An 18142-nucleotide genomic window follows, 5' to 3' on the forward strand; every position below is an offset into this window, starting at 1 on the left:
CTAGCCGCTCGGTCCCGTACGACAGGGACCAGGTCGTCACCGCGTAGAACACCGCGTATCCGATCGAGAGCGCTCCGGCGGTCAGCAGGACCAGCCGCCAGTGGCCGCGCACCACCTCGGCGAGCGGCACGCGCGCGTGGTCGTCGATTTCGAGGAACTGCGGGCTCTCCGTGAGCGACGAGCGCAGCCACAGCCCCGCCACGGCCAGCACGCCGGCCGCCCAGAACGGCACCCGCCACCCCCAGGCGGCGAACTGGGCCTCCGTCAGGCTCGCCGACAGCGCCAGCATCACACCGTTGGCCAGCAGGAACCCGACCGCGGGTCCGACCTGCGGGAAGCTCGACCACAGCCCGCGCCGCTCGGGCGGCGCGTGCTCCGCCGTCAGCAGCACCGCCCCGCCCCATTCCCCGCCGAGCCCGAGCCCCTGGAGGAAACGCAGCACGAGAAGGAGGACGGGGGCGGTCACCCCGATCGACTCGTACGTGGGTACGAAGCCGACGGCCACGGTCGCTCCCCCGGTCATCAGCAGTGAGGCGACGAGGACCGGTCGCCGGCCGCGCCGGTCCCCGATGTGTCCGAACAGCACCGAGCCGAGCGGCCGCGCCACGAACCCGACCCCGAAGGTCGCGAAGGCCGCGAGGGTGCCCGCCAGCGGCGAGAACGTCGGGAAGAACAGCGGCCCCAGGACGAGGGCCGCCGCCGTCCCGTAGACGAAGAAGTCGTAGAACTCGATGGCCGTCCCGGCGAGCGAGGCGGCCGCGAGCCTCAGCATGGAGGGCTGCTTCACGGTGCGTGCAGGTTGCATGCTGCGTCAACTACCCACGGTGACGGGCGGTTACGGGGGGCGTGCGGAGGCCCGTTCGACGTCAATGTGTCTCAGGAGGCGCGACGCACCTCAGTAGTGCACTGTGATGCGCCGGGCGGGACCGTCCACCCGGATCACGCCCCCGTAGGGGGTCGTTCGGCGGGCCTCAGCTCGTACGGCCCCGACGTGAACAGCGCCGCGCGCAGGGAGTCGGCGGTCATGGGATGCATGGCACCGGGCCTGCCCAACGCGGTCATCACGGTCCCGCCGTGGTAGCCGACGACGCCGCAGTTGTAGAGGAACGCCAGCAGGTTGGTGTTGTCGCTCAGGCCGAAGAACGGCTTGGGGTTGGCCCGCAGCAACCCCCGGTCCAGCAGCGGCAGCACGGTGATCTGGTCGTCGCCGCCGATGGAGGTGAAGACCGCCTTGACGGCCGGGTCGGCGAAGGCCGCGTGGATGTCGTCGGCCCGCTCCCGCGGCGTCGTGCCCATCTTCCGGGTCGTCGGGTACTCGACCGGTTCGAGGCCGTACTCGTCGCGGATCCGTTCCAGGCCCAGTTCGTACGGGCGTGGGAACAGCTCGGGCAGACCGGCGCCGGGTGAGATGACGGCGACGCGGTCGCCGGGGGAGGGCTTGGGAGGGTACGAGGGTGTCGTCATGCGGGGAGGGTACGGCGTCCTGCCCCGCGGTTTCACCGTGATAAACCGGGGTTGAGCAGCGGTCCCGACGGGCCGCCGACCCCGATGGACCGGAGGAACCGTGCCCCGCACCCTGGCCAACGCCCCGATCATGATCCTCAACGGCCCCAACCTGAACCTCCTGGGCCAGCGGCAGCCAGAGATCTACGGCTCCGACACGCTCGCCGACGTCGAGGCGATGTGCGCCAAGGCGGCGGCCGCGCACGGCGGCACGGTGGACTTCCGGCAGTCAAACCACGAGGGCGAACTGGTCGACTGGATCCACGAGGCACGGCTGGGCCACAGCGGGATCGTCATCAATCCCGGCGCCTACTCGCACACCTCCGTCGCGATCCTGGACGCCCTCAACACCTGCGACGGCCTGCCCGTACTGGAGGTCCACATCTCCAACATCCACAAGCGTGAGACGTTCCGGCACCACTCGTACGTCTCGCTGCGTGCCGACGGGGTCATCGCCGGCTGCGGGGTGCAGGGCTATGTGTTCGGCGTGGAGCGGGTCGCCGCGCTGGCCGGGGCGGGGAGGGCGGAGGCGTAAGCCCCGTCGTCCTGGTGCCCGCTCCTTACAGGCGGCCCGCCTCCACGATCCGGCGCAGGAAGCGCCGGGTGCGTTCCCGCTGCGGGTCACCGAAGATCTCCTCGGCGGTTCCGCGCTCCAGGACGACGCCTCCGTCCAGAAAACAAACCTGGTCGGCGACGTCACGGGCGAAGCCCATCTCGTGTGTGGCCAGCACCATCGTCATCCCGTCGGCCTTCAGGTCGCGGACGACGTTCAGGACTTCGCCCACCAGCTCGGGGTCGAGGGCCGCGGTGATCTCGTCGAGCAGCAGCAGCCGGGGCTTCACGGCCAGGGCGCGCACGATCGCCACCCGCTGCTGCTGACCGCCGCTGAGCCGGTCGGGGTACGCGCCCGCCTTCCCGCTCAACCCGAGGCGGTCCAACAACTCGTGGGCCCGCTGCTCGGCCTCCGCGCGCCCCATCCCGTGCACACGGCGCGGGGCCAGGGTGATGTTCTCCAACACCGTCATGTGCGGGAAAAGGTTGTACGACTGGAAGACCACGCCGATCCGCCGCCGTACCGCGTCCTGGTCGGCGCGTGGATCGGTGATCTCCTCGCCGTCCAGCCAGATCGCCCCGTCGTCGATGTCCTCCAGGAGGTTGGCGCAGCGCAGCAGCGTCGACTTGCCCGAACCGGAGGCGCCGATCAGGGCGGTCACGGTGTGCGGGGCGACCTCCAGCCCGACGTCCCGCAGGACGACGGAGCCGCCGAAGGTCTTGCGGACGGACTCCATCCGCAGCACCGGTGCGTCGCTCATATGGTCCCTCCCTGCGCCCGCTGACGGTCCATCCGCGCCGTCACCCAGTCCGTGAAGCGGGTCATCGGGATGGTCAGCGCCACGAACACCAGGCCCGCGACGATGTACGGCGTGTAGTTCAGGCTGCGGCCGGCGATGATGTCGGCGGCCCTGACGGCGTCGATCGCGCCGCCGATCGACACGAGCCCGGTGTCCTTCTGCAGGGACACCAGGTCGTTCAGCAAGGGCGGCACCTGGCGGCGGACCGCCTGTGGCAGCACCACGTGGCGCAGTGCCTGGCGGTTGGTGAGGCCCAGCGAGCGGGCCGCCGCGCGCTGCGAGGGGTGCACGGACTCGATGCCCGCGCGGAACACCTCGGCGACGTACGCCGAGTACGTGAGCGTCAGCGCGGTGCCGCCCAGAAGGACCGGGTCGACGGTCACCCCCTGGAGCCTGAGCGCCGGGACTCCCAGGACCACGATCATCAGGTTGATGATCAGCGGCAGCCCGCGGAAGAAGTCGGTGTACGCGGCGGCCAGCGCCCGCAGCGGAAAGAACACCGGGCCGCGCAGGGTCCGCGCGACGGCGATGAGCATGCCGAGGACGAGGACGGCGACGCCACACACCAGCAGCAGCCGGACGTTGAGCCAGAGCCCTTCGAGAACCTTGGGGAACGCCTCGCGCGCGTACTCCGCGCTGAAGAACGTCTCCTTGGTGCGCGGCCAGCCGGGCGCGTTGACGACGACGAGGTAGAGGACGATGCCCGTGGCCAGCGTCGACAGGGCGGCGATGCCCGTCGCGCGGCGGGCCCGGTCGCGCTTGTAGCGCTCCCGGTCGAGCCGTCGTCGTGAGGGGACGTAGCCGTCGTCCGCGCCGGGCAGGTCGCCGTTGTCGTCCGCGTCCTCCCGGCCGGACTCCTCCTTGGCGACCGTCACGTGAGCACCGGGGCGTCGACGGCGTCGGAGAGCCACTCCTGCTCGATCCTGGCCAGCGTGCCGTCCTCGCGCAGGGCGTCCACGGCGGCCGTCACACATGACGTGAGGGCGCTGCTCTTGTCGAGGACGAGTCCGAACTGCTCAGGCGTACCGCCCTGGTTCTCGAACTGACCGACGATCTCGGCTTCCGTCACCTCGGCCGAGGTGATGTAGAAGGCGGTCGGCAGGTCGACCACGATCGCGTCGATCTGGCCGTTCTTCAGCGCGGACTTGGCCTGGTCGTTCTTCGAGTACGCGGCGGCCTCCTGGGTCGGCTTCACCACGTCGTCGATGTAGTTCAGGCTGGTGGTGCCGACCTGGGCGCCCAGGTGCAGCTTCCGGAGGTCCGCGACGCTCGTCGCCTTCGCGGCCTCGGAGCCCTTGAGCGCGATGACGGCCTGGCGCACGTCGTAGTAGCCCGAGGAGAAGTCCACGGCCTTCTTGCGCTCGTCGCTGATCGACACCTGGTTGAGGTCGAAGTCGAAGGTCTTCACACCCGGTGCGAAGGCCTTGTTGAAGGGCACGCTCTGCCAGACGACATCCGCCTTGTCATAGCCGAGCTGCTTCGCCACCGCGTACGCGACCGCCGACTCGAAACCCTCGCCGTTCTTGGGGTCGTCGTCCTTGAACCAGGGCTCGTACGCCGGGGTGTCGGTGGCTATCGTCAGCTTGCCGGCGGCCTCCGTGTCCAACTCGCCCTTGGCGCAGGACGCCCCGGACGCCGAGGCGGAGGCCGAGTCGGAGGCGTCCTCCTCCGGCTGCGGGGCGCAGCCCACCGCGACGGTGGCGAGCAGGGCGGCAGTGGCTGCGGAAGCGGCACGGCGCACGGAGCGCGAGGTTCCAAGGGCAAGGCGCATGGCGTGAGATTGACAGCGCGACGTCCTGTTTGTCGAGGTCACAGGGGCAATTGTCCGCATACTGGGAACGCGTGTTGCATTTCTGTGAACCCTCGATCCGTGGCCCCTGTGGAGGTTCGCCGAGCAGTTCGGCAGGGGCCCGCAGGAGAGTGCGGGCGGGGCCGCCGGCCGAGGGCGGGGTTGGAGAGGCCGGCGGCCCATCCGCACAGAAGCCGTCATCCCGTGCGGATCCACTTCCAGTGGACTACGCCACGGCGTGCGCCGGGAGCGCGCGCGGGGCACCAGCGTGTGCGTTCGATTCACACGGGGCGTGTGAGGGCGGGCCCGCGAGCCCGCCCGGCCACCTCACCGACTGCCGTACGGCGCAGGGGAGTTCACCAGCCCCGACCTCACCAGCCCCGCGCGTGCCACTCCGGCAGGTGCGGGCGCTCCGCGCCGAGCGTCGTGTCGTTGCCGTGGCCCGGGTAGACCCAGGTCTCGTCGGGCAGCACGTCGAAGATCTTCGTCTCCACGTCGTGGATCAGACTGGCGAACGCCTCGGGATCCTTGCGGGTGTTGCCGACTCCGCCCGGGAAGAGGCAGTCCCCGGTGAACACATGCGGATGCCCGTGCGGGTCGTCGTAGACCAGGGCGATCGACCCCGGCGTGTGCCCGACCAGGTGGCGCGCGGTGAGCTCCACGCGCCCCACCCGGATCGTGTCCCCGTCGGCGACGGGCACATCGGTCGCCACCGGGATGCCCTCGGCGTCGTCCCGGCCCGCGTACGTACGGGCGCCGGTGGCCGCCACGACCTCGGCGAGCGCCTGCCAGTGGTCGCCGTGCTGATGGGTGGTGACGACGGACGCGATCCCGTCGTCGCCGATCAGCGTGAGCAGCGTGCCGGCGTCGTTCGCCGCGTCGATCAGCAGCTGCTCGTCGGTGGCCCGGCAGCGCAGCAGATACGCGTTGTTGTTCATCGGGCCGACCGCGACCTTGGAGATCATCAGGTCCGGCAGCTCGTGCACATCCGCAGGACCGCCGACCTTCACCGCTCCGCTGTACGTCATGACGGCAGCCTATAGCGGCGGCAGCGAGGGGAGCGCCCCTCCTTCGACGTGCAGGGCGGAGCCCTCGCGGCGGCCGAGGAGCCAGCCGAGGATGTCGGCCCGGCCGCCGCTGACGGTGAGGTCGGGAAGCGGTGGCCGGTAGCCGGCGTCGAGCTGCTCCCCGGTGACGCGCTCGACGACTCCGGTGGGGATCATGCGCCCGTCGTCCTGTCTGATCAGCAGTGCGGGGACGCCGGGGTGGTTACGGAACCGGTCGGAGAGGAAGTTGATCTCGCGCTGCGCGAACTCCTCCGGCAGATCCTCCAGCTCGTATCCGATCCCGAGGTCCACGTGGTGGATCTCCACCTCGATCCAGCGCCGGAACGGCACCCGGGACGCGGAGTCCGTCACGCCGTTGCGGAGCTCGACCGTGCGGGACCAGTCCCCGGCCATCGAGGCGGCGTCCTGGAAGCGGTCGGCGCTGCCGCGTACGTCGGCGAGCTGGACCTCCAGGGGCCGCGGCGCGTCCCGCTCGATGTCGGCGTCCCTGGCCTGCCCGGAGGCGTACATGGGGTGTCCTTCGAGGACGTTCACGAGCGCGTCCGCGTTGCGGGCGAGGTGGGCGAGGACGTGGCCGCGGGTCCAGCCCGGCAGCCGTGACGGTTGGGTCACAGCGGCGTTGTCCAGCCCGGCGGCTGCGGTGAGGAGCCGGTCCGTCGCTTCACGTACAGAGACCAGGTCACGCGCGTGATCCATCATGACGCCGACCCTAGCCCCGCCACACCTTCGGGTGAAGGTGGCTGACCAGGGCCGTAAATCGAATGCACGTGCTATAAGGTCGGCGGTGGCGTCGGGCATGCTGGAAGGGCCCGGGATTGTTGTGGAACGGGGAAACAGGACCGGCGCTGTCAGTGGCTCCCCCTAGTCTGTGGAAGACGGGGGCTCCGGCCCCTGTCACTTCACTCAAGAAAGGTGCGGACCGGCGTGGCCGACCGTCTCATCGTCCGTGGCGCGCGCGAGCACAACCTGAAGAACGTCTCGCTCGACCTGCCACGCGACTCGCTCATCGTCTTCACGGGCCTGTCGGGGTCGGGCAAGTCCTCGCTGGCCTTCGACACGATCTTCGCCGAGGGGCAGCGCCGGTACGTCGAGTCGCTCTCCTCCTACGCCCGGCAGTTCCTCGGACAGATGGACAAGCCGGACGTCGACTTCATCGAGGGCCTGTCCCCGGCGGTCTCCATCGACCAGAAGTCGACCTCGCGCAACCCGCGCTCGACGGTCGGCACCATCACCGAGGTCTACGACTACCTGCGCCTGCTCTTCGCGCGCATCGGCAAGCCGCACTGCCCCCAGTGCGGCCGGCCGATCTCCCGCCAGTCGCCGCAGGCCATCGTCGACCGGGTGCTCGAACTGCCGGAGGGCAGCCGCTTCCAGGTGCTGTCACCGCTGGTGCGTGAGCGCAAGGGCGAGTTCGTCGACCTCTTCGCGGACCTCCAGACCAAGGGTTACAGCCGCGCGCGGGTCGACGGCGAGACCGTCCAGCTTTCCAACCCGCCCACCCTGAAGAAGCAGGAGAAGCACACCATCGAGGTGGTCGTCGACCGCCTCACGGTGAAGGACACCGCCAAGCGCCGCCTCACCGACTCCGTGGAGACCGCCCTCGGCCTCTCCGGCGGCATGGTCGTGCTCGACTTCGTCGACCTCCCCGAGGACGACCCCGAGCGCGAGCGCATGTTCTCGGAGCACCTGTACTGCACGTACGACGACCTGTCCTTCGAGGAGCTGGAGCCCCGTTCCTTCTCCTTCAACTCGCCCTTCGGCGCCTGCCCCGACTGCACCGGCATCGGCACGCGCATGGAGGTCGACCCCGAGCTGATCGTCCCGGACGAGGACAAGTCACTCGACGAGGGTGCCATCCATCCCTGGTCGCACGGACACACCAAGGACTACTTCGGGCGTCTCATCGGCGCACTCGCGGACGCGCTGGGATTCCGGACCGACATCCCCTTCGCCGGTCTCCCGCAGCGCGCCAAGAAGGCCCTCCTGCACGGCCACAAGACCCAGATCGAGGTCCGCTACCGCAACCGGTACGGGCGCGAGCGGGTCTACACCACGGCCTTCGAAGGCGCTGTCCCCTTCGTGAAGCGGCGGCACAGCGAGGCCGAGAGCGACGCCAGCCGTGAGCGCTTCGAGGGCTATATGCGCGAGGTGCCCTGTCCCACCTGCCAGGGCACCCGGCTCAAGCCGATCGTCCTCGCGGTCACGATCATGGAGAAGTCGATCGCCGAGGTCGCCGCCATGTCGATCAGCGACTGCGCGGACTTCCTGGGCGAGCTGAAGCTCAACGCCCGCGACAAGCAGATCGCCGAGCGTGTGCTGAAGGAGGTCAACGAACGGCTGCGGTTCCTGGTCGACGTCGGCCTGGACTACCTCTCGCTGAACCGCGCGGCCGGCACGCTCTCCGGCGGCGAGGCCCAGCGCATCCGCCTGGCCACCCAGATCGGCTCCGGCCTCGTAGGCGTCCTCTACGTCCTCGACGAGCCCTCCATCGGCCTCCACCAGCGCGACAACCACCGGCTCATCGAGACCCTGGTCCGGCTGCGCGACATGGGCAACACGCTCATCGTCGTCGAGCACGACGAGGACACCATCAAGATCGCCGACTGGATCGTCGACATCGGCCCCGGCGCCGGCGAGCACGGCGGCAAGGTCGTGCACAGCGGCTCCCTGAAGGAGCTGCTCGACAACGCCGAGTCGCAGACCGGGCAGTACCTCTCGGGCAAGAAGGCCATCCCGCTGCCCGACATCCGCCGCCCGCTCGACCCGACCCGGCAGCTCACGGTGCACGGCGCTCGGGAGAACAACCTCCAGGACATCGACGTGTCCTTCCCGCTCGGCGTCTTCACGGCCGTCACCGGCGTGTCCGGCTCCGGCAAGTCCACACTCGTCAACGACATCCTGTACACGCACCTGGCCCGCGAGCTGAACGGCGCGAGGAGCGTACCGGGGCGGCACACGCGCGTGGACGGCGACGACCTCGTCGACAAGGTCGTGCACGTCGACCAGTCGCCCATCGGCCGCACCCCCCGCTCCAACCCGGCGACGTACACCGGTGTCTTCGACCATGTCCGCAAGCTGTTCGCCGAGACCACCGAGGCGAAGGTCCGCGGCTATCTGCCCGGCCGCTTCTCCTTCAACGTCAAGGGCGGCCGGTGCGAGAACTGCGCGGGCGACGGCACCATCAAGATCGAGATGAACTTCCTCCCGGACGTCTATGTCCCGTGCGAGGTCTGCCACGGTGCCCGGTACAACCGGGAGACCCTGGAGGTCCACTACAAGGGCAAGTCCGTCGCCGACGTGCTGAACATGCCGATCGAGGAGGCCACAGGCTTCTTCGAGGCGGTCCCGGCGATCGCCCGCCACCTCAACACCCTCAAGGACGTCGGCCTCGGCTACGTCCGCCTCGGCCAGGCCGCGACCACCCTGTCCGGTGGCGAGGCGCAGCGCGTGAAGCTTGCCAGCGAGCTGCAGAAGCGCTCCACCGGACGCACGGTCTACGTCCTGGACGAGCCGACCACCGGTCTGCACTTCGAGGACATCAGCAAGCTCCTCACGGTGCTGTCCGGCCTGGTCGACAAGGGCAACACGGTCATCGTCATCGAGCACAACCTCGAAGTCATCAAGACCGCCGACTGGGTCGTCGACATGGGCCCCGAGGGGGGCGGGGGCGGCGGTCTCGTCGTCGCCGAGGGCACGCCCGAGCAGGTGGCCGGGGTCCCGGCCAGCCACACGGGCAAGTTCCTGCGGGAGGTCCTCGGCGCCGACCGGATCAGCGACGCCGAACCGGTGAAGGCGCCGCGCAAGACCGCGGCCAGGAAGACGGTCGCCGCCGCCAGGTCGACGGCGAAGAAGACGACCGCAGCCGTCGGCGGCGCGGCGACCAAGAAGGCGGCGCCCGCGAAGAAGACCACGCGGGCGCGCAAGGCCTGAGGCCCCGGAGCGACAGGCGGTACCGGGTCCGGAAAGAGACGGTGGCTCGCGGGGACTCCCCGCAAGCCACCGTCTCTTCGCCGTCAGTCGCCCTGCCCCCGTGCCTGGATCTCGCCCACCTCCGCCGCGTACGGCGGTTCCGCGCCCGCCCGGGAACAGGTGATCGCCGCCGCGCGGGCGGCGAAGCGCAGGAGGTGGGCCCAGTCGTCGTCGCCGAGGGCCGCGAGGGCCTTCGCGGACAAGGCGTCCCAGGCCGAAAGACCGTGGAGGAGGGCCGCGTTGACCGTGTCGCCGGCGCCGATGGTGTCGACGACTTCGATCTGCTCGCCGGGTACGGAGTGTTCCGCACCGTCGCGGGTGTGGACCGTCAGGCCGTCGCCGCCATGGGTGACGACGACGGCCGAGGGACCGGCGGCCAGCCACAGGCGCGGCGTGCCGCCCAGCCACTCCGCGTCCTCCGCGGAGAGCTTGAGCAACGACACGGACGGCAGCCAGCTGCGGAACCGGGCCCGGTAGGCGTCGGCGTCGGGGATCAGGCCCGGCCGGATGTTCGGGTCGAGGGCGGTGAACACACCCTGGGCGGCCGTGCCGTGCAGCAGCTTCTCGTACGCGCCCGCCCCCGGTTCCAGGACGAGCGAGCAGGTGCCGAAGGATACGGCCCGGGTGCCGTCGGGGAGCCGGTCCGGGGCCTCGAACAGCCGGTCGGCGCTGCCCTCGACGTAGAACGAGTACGCGGCCGAGCCGCCCTCGCCGATCGAGGCCACGGCGAGCGTCGTCGGCTCATACCCGCGCTGCACCGGGGCCACGTCGACACCCGCGTCGCGCAACCCGTCCAGCAGGGCCTCACCGTAGGCGTCGTACGACACCCGGGAGCAGAAGGCGGTGGGGGAGCCGAGGCGGCCGAGCGCCACGGCCGTGTTGTAGGGGCCGCCACCGCGTGCCGGCCGCAGGTCCACGAGTGCGCCCGCGCCCCGGGGGACCAGGTCGATCAGGGCTTCACCGGCGACGACGATCACGAGGCGGGTCCTTTCTCGGGGTCCTCGGCCGGAAGGTACCGCAGACGTCCGCGCCCTGCGATGGGCGGGCCTGCCAGGTCGTGCGTGCTGTGACGGGGGGCTTCTTGGTCCGCGTGCTTGCCGTGACGGGGGCCCCGGGCGCACTGCGGTGACGGAGGGTCCTCCCGGGCGGGCGTCCAGCGACGGAGGGTCGCCCCCGCCGTGCGGGCCGTGAACGTCGGTCCTTCCCGGGCGGGCGTGCCCCGACGGAGGGTCGTCCCCGGGCCGTGCGGGCTCCGACGGAGGGTCCCCCCGGGCCGTGACGGTCGGTCCTTCCCAGGCGGGCGTGCCCCGATGGATGGTGGCCCCCGGTCCGTGCGTGCCGCGCCGGGGGAGGAGACCTCCCTGGGCGGGCGGGCGTCCAGCGACGGGGGGGCGTCCCCGGGGCCCGTGCGTGCCGCGCCCGTCGGTCCTCCCCGGGCGGGCGGCCCGCGACGGACGGCCCCCCTCGTGACCGGCCCTCGTGACCGGCCGCCGCTCACTCCCAGTCCCACCCGATTCCCACGATGCCCGTCCGTACCCGTGGTTCGACGAGATGGACCGACCGGTGGAGGCCGCTCAGGGGGAGGGTCTGTCTGCCGCTGCGGGGTGCGGCCGCCGAGGGCTGGGTGAAGCGGTGGCAGCGGGCCGGCAGGGCCCGTTCGTCGAAGCGCACCTGGAGGGCGTACTGGCCACCCGTGGAGTGGAAGCCGCGGACGTACTCGGTGCAGGCGCCGGCCGTGCCGTCGTCGAAGCCGTAGCGGAAGAGAAACGTGTCGCCGCTGTGCAGCCGGGTGTCGAAGAGGAGTTCGGCGACGAGGACGCCGGTGTCGTGGTCCCACCGCACCCGCCCGCTGCGGCAGTTCTCCAGCGCCCGGACGGCCATCCGCTCCGGGGCGCAGCCCGGGTCGCCGTGGTGGACGGCCACATAGCGGTCCACGCCGTCCTTGTGGGCGCGCACGATGTGCTGGGACTCGCGGCCCAGCAGCTCCCGGCGCGGGCCGACGCGGACCCGCTCGTGGTGGCCGACGGTGTGCACCCCGCCGTCGAGCGGCACCTCGAGTTCGGTGAGGAGCCGTTCCAGAACGCCGGAGGCCTCCACCACGGAACGGTAGGAGCGGCCGACGGGGCGCTCCGGGCCGGCCTGCTCGTCGGCCTCCGCGAGCAGCCGGATCAGCGACTCGTCCGGGAGCTGGAGGATCTCCTCCAGGGCCCGCACCGCGCGCAGCGACTCGGGGCGCTGCGGCCGCCGGGCGCCCTGCTGCCAGTAACTGAGGCTGGTGACACCGACCTTGACCCCGTAGCGCGACAGGTGGTGCTGCACGCGCTGCAGCGGCAGTCCGCGTGCGGCGATCGCGGCGCGCAGCGCGACATGGAAGGGGCCGCCCCGCAGGACCGACTCCAACTCCGCCGTGGCGACGTCTGTGACTGTCGCAACATTCGCAACATTCGCAACATTCGCGATATCCGCGACGCCCGCGTGCTCTGTGGCGTGCCGCATGCAGGGACCTTTCTGTGAGGAGTGCGCGACGGCTGGTCGGACCGCGCGGACCGGTCGGGGCGCCCGGTGAGCGCTCGGGGCGCTCGGCGGCCGTCCGACTTCCCGTCCCCTCCCGTCCCCGTCTGCGCATCCGCCTTCACTTCCGCCTTCACTTCCGCCTTCACTTCCGCCTTCACATTCGTCTTCACATCCGTACGACGGCGTTCCTTGCCCGGAGTTCCCCCGCATTGAAGCGTGTTGACCAAGTCCCGACAACACCTGGTGCGTGACATGGCCGGACACGACCGCCAAGATCCTCACTGTGCCGGGGACCCCGTATCCGGGCCCAGGAGGTCCCGCAACGCCTGTCCGGAGAGCTTCGACTTGTGGAGAAACCCCCGGGCAGGGCTGGCGGCGACCAGTTCCTGGATGTCGTCCAGTGGATGCGTGGAGGTGAGGATGATGACGGAGGAAGCGGTGCGCGCGAGCCTCGGGGCGAGCTCCAGTCCACTCTCACCGTCGAGGTCGATGTCCAACAGGACGAGATCCGGGGCCAGTTCCACGGCCCGCGCGAGAGCCTCCGCACCTGTGGAGGCCACACCGACGACATGGACGCCGTCGCGCTCCAGAACCGTGCGGGCAACCTCCAGGAACCGGGCACTGTCATCGACGAGGAGACAGCGCATGGACATGGTCACAGCCTCCCAACGCGCTCATGGGCCCACATTCCGGCTAGCGGGAAAGTGTCGGCGCCACCGGATTCCCGTTAGCGGGAATGTGCTGAAGTCCTGTGGATCAACGGGTTCGCTCTCACCCAGGGATTCGAACGTGACACGAGGAGTAGCATGTCGCTGCCCTGGGGACCGTGTTGTCCGGTCGAGTGGGGGTGCGCGATGAATACGCCGTACCGGGACCTCGGAAGATGCCGTGTCCGCCGTGCCCTGCTTGCGGGGCTGTCGGCGGCCGTCCTGCTGCTGGCCGGGTGCAGCGCGGGTGGGGACGGCGAGTCGACCGAGGGGGACAAAGCCGCGGGTGACACCACCTGCGACGGGAGGATCGACGGCACCGCCCACATCACGATGTGGTTCCACGCGGGGCAGAGCGGTGAACTGAGCACACTGAAGAGCCAGGTCAAGGAGTTCAACAGGGCCCAGCCGCAGGTGCGGGTCGAGCTGGTCACCCTGCCCGAGCAGCGCCCGTACACCGAACTCGTCCTGTCCGCGGCCGCCAGCGGCGACCTGCCCGACCTGCTCGACTTCGATGGCGCGAACCTCTACAGCTACGCCTGGTCCGGCACGCTCAAACCGATCGACTCCTGCGTACCCGCCAAGGTCCGCGGCGATCTGCTCCCCTCGATCCGCCGACAGGGCACCTATGACAAGCGGTTGTGGGGAGTCGGCACCTTCGACTCCGGGCTCGGCCTGTACGTACGGCCCTCGGTCCTCAAGAAGGCGGGCGTCCGCGTCCCGAAGGGCACCGGCGACGCCTGGACCGCCGACGAGCTGACGGAGATCCTGCGCAAGCTGCGCGCGGATGGCTACGAGGCGCCGCTGGACCTGAACTTCGCCGACTCGGCGCGCCCCGACGAGTGGAACACCTATGCCTACGCACCGGCCGTGTGGTCGGCGGGTGGCGACCTCATCGACCCCGAGGAGTTCCGCACGGCCGACGGGTTCCTCAACGGCCCCGAGTCCGTCGGGGCGCTCACCACCATGCAGAGCTGGGTCGAGGACGGATACGTCGACGAGAGCGTGGACAAGAGCGCGTTCGTGAAGGGCCGCAGCGTCATCTCCTGGATGGGGCACTGGAAGTACGGCGAGTACAGCGAGGCGCACCCAGGCGACGTGGCGATCGTGCCGCTGCCCGACTTCGGCAGGGGTACCGTCACGGGCATGGGTTCCTGGCAGTGGGGCATCCCCTCCGGGGGCGCCGACGGCGACGCGGTGTGGCGTTTCCTGGAGTACCTGTTGCAGCCGGAGCAGGTGGTCAGGATGAGCGAGGCCAACGGCGCCATCCCGGCGACGGAACGCGCGGTGAAGCTCTCCCCGCTGTACGACGAGGACGGCGCGGAGCGGCTGTTCATCGAGCAGCTGCGCAGCGGGGTCGCCCGGCCCCGGCCGCAGACACCGGCGTACCCGGCGGTCACCGATGCCTTCGCGCGCGCGGTCGCCGAGATCGTCTTCGCGGGCGCCCCCGCTCAGCGGACGCTGGACCGGGCGGTCGAGGCCATCGACCAGGACCTGGCCGCCCACGACGGATACCCGAAGAGCGGGCCGTGAGCCGCCCCGCCGAATCCCGGCGGAGCGCTCCGGGATTGCCCGGCCGGTCCACCGTGCCGGCGGCGTTCGGCGGGCCCACCGTGCCGGCGGCGTCCGGCCGGTCCACCGCGCTGGCGACACCCGACCCGCCCACCACTCGGCGAACACCTGATCGACCCACCGCTCCGCGAACACCCGGCCGTACCCTGTCGGCGCATCTGCTGCGCGCGGCCCCGCTCCTCTCGGGCCGCGACGTCGGTGAAGACGGCACCGAGGACACCCGGCGGGCCGCCGACGCGACCTGCGGCGGGCGGATCGACGCCCCCGCGCACCTCACGATGCGGTTCCACACACCGTCAACCCGAGGGGAACCGGCTGCCGTGCGCGCCCAGGTGCGGGCGTTCAACACATCCCAGGACGACGGCGAGGTCAGGCTCGTCAACGGCGGGATACCCGCCACCGGCACCGGGATCGAACGTACCGAGGCGTTCGTCGAGGGCGGCCCCGGGCGCCTCGACGTCGGACAGTCGTGCGGCGAGAGCGCCCGCCTTCGGCCGCAGACCCCCGCCTACGCGGCGATCACCGCGGCCTTCGCGTGGGCGTTCGCACGGGTGTTCTTCGAGATCATGCGGGGAGCCCCCGTCCGGCCCGCCCCGGACGAGGCGGCGCGTGCCGTTGGCCAGGAACTGGCGGACCGCTGCCACTACCCCCCGACCGGACCGTGAGGCCCGGCCGTGCTCCGCCTGCCCTCCCGCCGCCGAGTCCCCGCCCCGCGTCCCGCCGCGGCCGTGGGCTCCGTCCCGTTCCTGTCCCGGCTGCGCGTCGGCCCCAAACTGATGCTGCTCGTCCTGCTGCCCGTCACCGGCCTGCTGGTCGTCACGGCGTTCGCCGCCGTGACCCAGTGGGAGAAGGCGCGGACCCTGCGCGACTTCGACACCGCGATCGTGGTGTCGTTCGCGACCGGCGAGGTCTCCGACGCCGTCGCACGGGAACGGATCGCGGCGGTCGAGGCCCGGCTGAGCGCCGAACCGGAGACGCTGCGCGGGCGGTCCGACGCCCAGCGGACCACCGACAACGCACTGGGGCGGGCCTTCGAGGACGCCGTCGACCGGCCGGGCTCCGACGTCGCCGGGGGCCTCGACGCCGTACGCCGGCAACTGCACGCGCTGCGGGTCCAGACGGGCACCGCCTCGCTGGACGCGCAGACTGTGGCCCAGGGGTACGAGGTCGTCGAGAACACCCTCCTGGACATCGTCGCCGCCCTCGAATCCGGGCGTCCGACGAGGGCCTCGGGCCGCGCGGCCGACGCCCATGTCGCGATGGCGCGGGCCATCGCCGCCGCCGAGAAGGAGCGGGCGGAACTCGCCATCCTGTTCCACGCACCCGCCGACGGACCCCCCACCGCGACCGCGGGCCGCTGGACCGAACTGGAGAAGGCCCAGCTGAGGGCGTTCCGGCAGACCGCCTCGGACGAGTTGGAGGCCGAACTGCACACCGTGATGTTCCGGGCCCCCGGCCGCGCCGTCCGCAAGGCCCGCGACCTGCTCGCCGACACCGACTCCCGGCCCGCCGAATGGCCCTCGTACGACCGCTGGCTGGCCGACTCCGGGGCCTACGTCGACGCCCTGCGCGGCATCCAGGGCCGGGCCGCGCGCGAACTCGCCGAGACCGCCGACCGCGACCTGCGCGCCACCCGGACCCAGGCCGTCACCGAACTGACCGTCTCCCTGGCCGTCCTGGGCCTGGTCACCGTCCTCGCGCTGGCCCTGCGCCGCTCGATCACCCGCCCCCTCGGCCAGGTCTCCGAGGGCGCCCGGGCCCTCTCGGACGGCGATCTCTCGTACGACATCCGCTACGCGGGACGCGACGAACTCGGGGACGTCGCCGACACGTTCCGCGAGCTGCGCGTGACCAGCGAGAGGCTGGCCGGCGAGATCCGGGCCATGAACACGGCGATCGACGCGGGCCGTCTCGAACACCGGGCCGACGTCCACTCCTTCGACGGCACCTGGGCCCAGCTGCTGGGCGGCATGAACGGCACCATGGCGTCCTTCGCCGCCGCCCACGGCCGCCGCCGACGGGCCGAACGGGAACTGGAGGGCATCTTCAACCTCTCCCTGGACCTGCTGTGCATCAGCGGAGTCGACGGCTACTTCAAGCGCGTCAACCCGGCGTTCGAACGCACCCTGGGGTACCCGATCGAGACGCTGACCTCCCGGCCGCTGCTGGACTTCGTCCACGAGGAGGACCGGGACAGCACCCGGGAGGCCATGGCGCGGCTGGCGATCGGCACCCATGTCGCCGAGTTCGTCAACCGGTACATGCGTGCCGACGGCACCGAGTGCTGGCTGCAGTGGAGCGCCCGGCCGGTCCCCGAGGAGGGGCTCGTCTACGCCGCCGCCCGCGACGTCACCGAGAGCCGCCGGGCCGCCCTCGAACAGACCGCGCTGCGCCGGGTCGCCACCGCCGTCGCGCGCGGTGTGCCGCCGTCCGACGTGTTCGCGACGGTGGCGCAGGAGGTGGGGTCCCTGCTGGGCACGGCCGCCGCCGTCCTGCGGTACGAGCCCGACGGCGGGGTCTCGGTCCTCGGCATCGCGCACGCGCGGGCCGACGCGAGCGCCGAGATCGCACAGATGACCCGGCGCGAGGCGGCCCGCACGGCGATCGACGAGGTGGCCAGGACCGGCTGCGCCGCCCGGTCGGACACCGCCGTGGGCGCCCCCATCGTCGTCGAGGGCAGGCTGTGGGGGGTCGTGGTCGCGGCCTCGCTGCTCGACCCGCTGCCCGGCACCGAGTCCCGGCTCGCCGACTTCACCGAACTGATCGCCACCGCGATCGCCAACGCCGACAGCCGCGCCCAGCTGACCGCCTCACGCGCGCGCGTGGTGGCCGCGGGGGACGCCTCCCGACGCCGTATCGAACGCGACCTGCACGACGGCGTCCAGCAGCGCCTGGTCTCCCTCCAGCTGGAGCTGCGGATGACGGAGACCCTGGTCGAGGACGGCTCGTCGGAACTGGCTCAGCAACTCACCCACCTGGGCAAGGGCCTCGACGACACCTTCCAGGACCTGCTCCAGGTGGCCCGGGGCATCCACCCGTCCGTCCTCTCCAAGGGCGGCCTGGGCCCCGCCCTGCGCACCCTGGCCCGCCGCTGCGCCGTCCCCGTGGAACTCGACCTCGGATTCGTCGGCGCCCGCTTCTCGGAACAGGTCGAGGTGGCCGCCTACTACGTCACCTCCGAGTGCCTCACCAACGCGGTGAAGCACGCGCGCGCGAGCGTGGTGACCGTGGCGGCCGAGGAGCACTCGGGCGTACTGGAGCTGGTCATCCGCGACGACGGCGTCGGGGGAGCGGAACCGGACAAGGGTTCGGGGCTGATCGGTTTGATCGACCGGGTCGAGGCGATCGGCGGCCGGCTGACCGTGGCCAGCCCGCCGGGCGGCGGTACGACGCTGCGGGTGCGTCTGCCGCTGACGCCGCCCGCGACGGCGACCGAGGCCGTTCTGCCGCCTGGGTGACCGCCCGGAACGTATGCGGTGAGACCCGATTCAAGGGGGGGAGTACGGGACTCGGTACGGGCGTACGTTCCGGGCGGTCGGGTCGGACGGCGGAGACGGCCGTCCGGCTCGGGGACGGGTCGGACCGGTGACCACCTCTCGATCGAGGCGGTCGGTCCACCCGCGACCGCACCGCTTCGAGGATGACGCCTCGACGTTCCGGTGTCGTCAC

The 18142-nt window shown here is 71.4% G+C and carries 14 protein-coding genes and 1 pseudogene; 5 read left to right on the forward strand and 10 right to left on the reverse strand.

The genetic code is table 11. The annotated features are described in order from the left end of the window. Positions 1-805 (reverse strand): MFS transporter (locus I8N67_RS28825; RefSeq protein WP_200307145.1); only part of this gene is annotated, 805 nt, incomplete at its 3' end. Positions 806-957: 152 nt separating this feature from the next. After that, positions 958-1464 (reverse strand): annotated as a pseudogene (locus tag I8N67_RS28830) (LD-carboxypeptidase); the annotation flags it as partial. Between the two features lie 100 nt (positions 1465-1564). Here I8N67_RS28830 and aroQ point away from each other — a divergent pair. Beyond that, a complete protein-coding gene (gene aroQ / locus I8N67_RS28835) occupies positions 1565-2038 on the forward strand; it encodes a type II 3-dehydroquinate dehydratase (protein WP_200307146.1) in 474 nt (157 codons plus the stop codon). A gap of 25 nt (positions 2039-2063) precedes the next feature. Here aroQ and I8N67_RS28840 read toward each other — a convergent pair whose 3' ends face one another. The 5 genes from I8N67_RS28840 to I8N67_RS28860 all read right to left on the reverse strand — a co-directional run bounded on the left by I8N67_RS28840 (position 2064) and on the right by I8N67_RS28860 (position 6410). After that, a complete protein-coding gene (locus I8N67_RS28840; RefSeq protein ID WP_200307147.1) occupies positions 2064-2816 on the reverse strand; it encodes an amino acid ABC transporter ATP-binding protein in 753 nt (250 codons plus the stop codon). Then, complete coding sequence (locus I8N67_RS28845; RefSeq protein WP_200307148.1) at positions 2813-3730, reverse strand: amino acid ABC transporter permease; 918 nt, start codon at positions 3728-3730, stop codon at positions 2813-2815. Before I8N67_RS28845 ends, I8N67_RS28840 begins: the two co-directional genes overlap by 4 nt. Continuing rightward, positions 3727-4626: an ABC transporter substrate-binding protein gene (locus tag I8N67_RS28850; RefSeq protein WP_200307149.1), complete on the reverse strand. Its 900-nt coding sequence runs from the start codon at positions 4624-4626 to the stop codon at positions 3727-3729. Before I8N67_RS28850 ends, I8N67_RS28845 begins: the two co-directional genes overlap by 4 nt. A 389-nt stretch (positions 4627-5015) precedes the next feature. Then, positions 5016-5672, reverse strand: coding sequence for an MBL fold metallo-hydrolase (locus tag I8N67_RS28855; protein ID WP_200307150.1), 657 nt, complete (start codon positions 5670-5672; stop codon positions 5016-5018). Between the two features lie 9 nt (positions 5673-5681). Beyond that, the gene (locus tag I8N67_RS28860; protein WP_200307151.1) at positions 5682-6410 is read right to left on the reverse strand and encodes a maleylpyruvate isomerase family mycothiol-dependent enzyme; all 729 of its coding nucleotides are present in this window, start codon (positions 6408-6410) and stop codon (positions 5682-5684) included. A gap of 225 nt (positions 6411-6635) precedes the next feature. Here I8N67_RS28860 and uvrA point away from each other — a divergent pair, with 225 nt between their 5' ends. Then, the gene (gene uvrA / locus I8N67_RS28865; RefSeq protein ID WP_200307152.1) at positions 6636-9641 is read left to right on the forward strand and encodes an excinuclease ABC subunit UvrA; all 3006 of its coding nucleotides are present in this window, start codon (positions 6636-6638) and stop codon (positions 9639-9641) included. A gap of 83 nt (positions 9642-9724) precedes the next feature. Here uvrA and I8N67_RS28870 read toward each other — a convergent pair whose 3' ends face one another. From I8N67_RS28870 to I8N67_RS28880, 3 genes are all read right to left on the reverse strand, one after another. Further along, a complete protein-coding gene (locus tag I8N67_RS28870; protein ID WP_200307153.1) occupies positions 9725-10657 on the reverse strand; it encodes a carbohydrate kinase family protein in 933 nt (310 codons plus the stop codon). 517 nt (positions 10658-11174) lie between these two features. Then, positions 11175-12176: a hypothetical protein gene (locus I8N67_RS28875; RefSeq protein WP_200307154.1), complete on the reverse strand. Its 1002-nt coding sequence runs from the start codon at positions 12174-12176 to the stop codon at positions 11175-11177. A gap of 296 nt (positions 12177-12472) precedes the next feature. Further along, entirely contained in the window at positions 12473-12847 is a 375-nt protein-coding gene (locus tag I8N67_RS28880; protein WP_200307155.1) for a response regulator, read from the reverse strand. A 201-nt stretch (positions 12848-13048) separates the two neighbouring features. Between I8N67_RS28880 and I8N67_RS28885 the strand changes: the two genes are divergently transcribed. From I8N67_RS28885 to I8N67_RS28895, 3 genes are all read left to right on the forward strand, one after another. Next, positions 13049-14434, forward strand: a complete 1386-nt coding sequence (locus I8N67_RS28885; RefSeq protein WP_234046455.1) for an ABC transporter substrate-binding protein — start codon at positions 13049-13051, stop codon at positions 14432-14434. A gap of 35 nt (positions 14435-14469) precedes the next feature. Beyond that, the gene (locus I8N67_RS28890; RefSeq protein WP_234046456.1) at positions 14470-15138 is read left to right on the forward strand and encodes a hypothetical protein; all 669 of its coding nucleotides are present in this window, start codon (positions 14470-14472) and stop codon (positions 15136-15138) included. Positions 15139-15249: 111 nt separating this feature from the next. Continuing rightward, entirely contained in the window at positions 15250-17931 is a 2682-nt protein-coding gene (locus I8N67_RS28895; RefSeq protein ID WP_200307183.1) for a PAS domain S-box protein, read from the forward strand. The last annotated feature ends 211 nt before the right edge of the window (positions 17932-18142 follow it).

The sequence above is a fragment of the Streptomyces adelaidensis genome, assembly GCF_016598475.1.
Taxonomy (GTDB): Bacteria; Actinomycetota; Actinomycetes; order Streptomycetales; family Streptomycetaceae; genus Streptomyces; species Streptomyces adelaidensis.

Coding starts and splice junctions, on each gene's coding strand:
- I8N67_RS28840 (WP_200307147.1), bottom strand. CDS start 2,816: ATGAGCGACGCACCGGTGCTGCGGATGGAGTCCGTCCGCAAGACCTTC.
- I8N67_RS28850 (WP_200307149.1), bottom strand. CDS start 4,626: ATGCGCCTTGCCCTTGGAACCTCGCGCTCCGTGCGCCGTGCCGCTTCC.
- I8N67_RS28855 (WP_200307150.1), bottom strand. CDS start 5,672: ATGACGTACAGCGGAGCGGTGAAGGTCGGCGGTCCTGCGGATGTGCAC.
- I8N67_RS28860 (WP_200307151.1), bottom strand. CDS start 6,410: ATGATGGATCACGCGCGTGACCTGGTCTCTGTACGTGAAGCGACGGAC.
- I8N67_RS28875 (WP_200307154.1), bottom strand. CDS start 12,176: ATGCGGCACGCCACAGAGCACGCGGGCGTCGCGGATATCGCGAATGTT.
- I8N67_RS28880 (WP_200307155.1), bottom strand. CDS start 12,847: ATGTCCATGCGCTGTCTCCTCGTCGATGACAGTGCCCGGTTCCTGGAG.
- I8N67_RS28885 (WP_234046455.1), top strand. CDS start 13,049: ATGAATACGCCGTACCGGGACCTCGGAAGATGCCGTGTCCGCCGTGCC.
- I8N67_RS28895 (WP_200307183.1), top strand. CDS start 15,250: ATGCTGCTCGTCCTGCTGCCCGTCACCGGCCTGCTGGTCGTCACGGCG.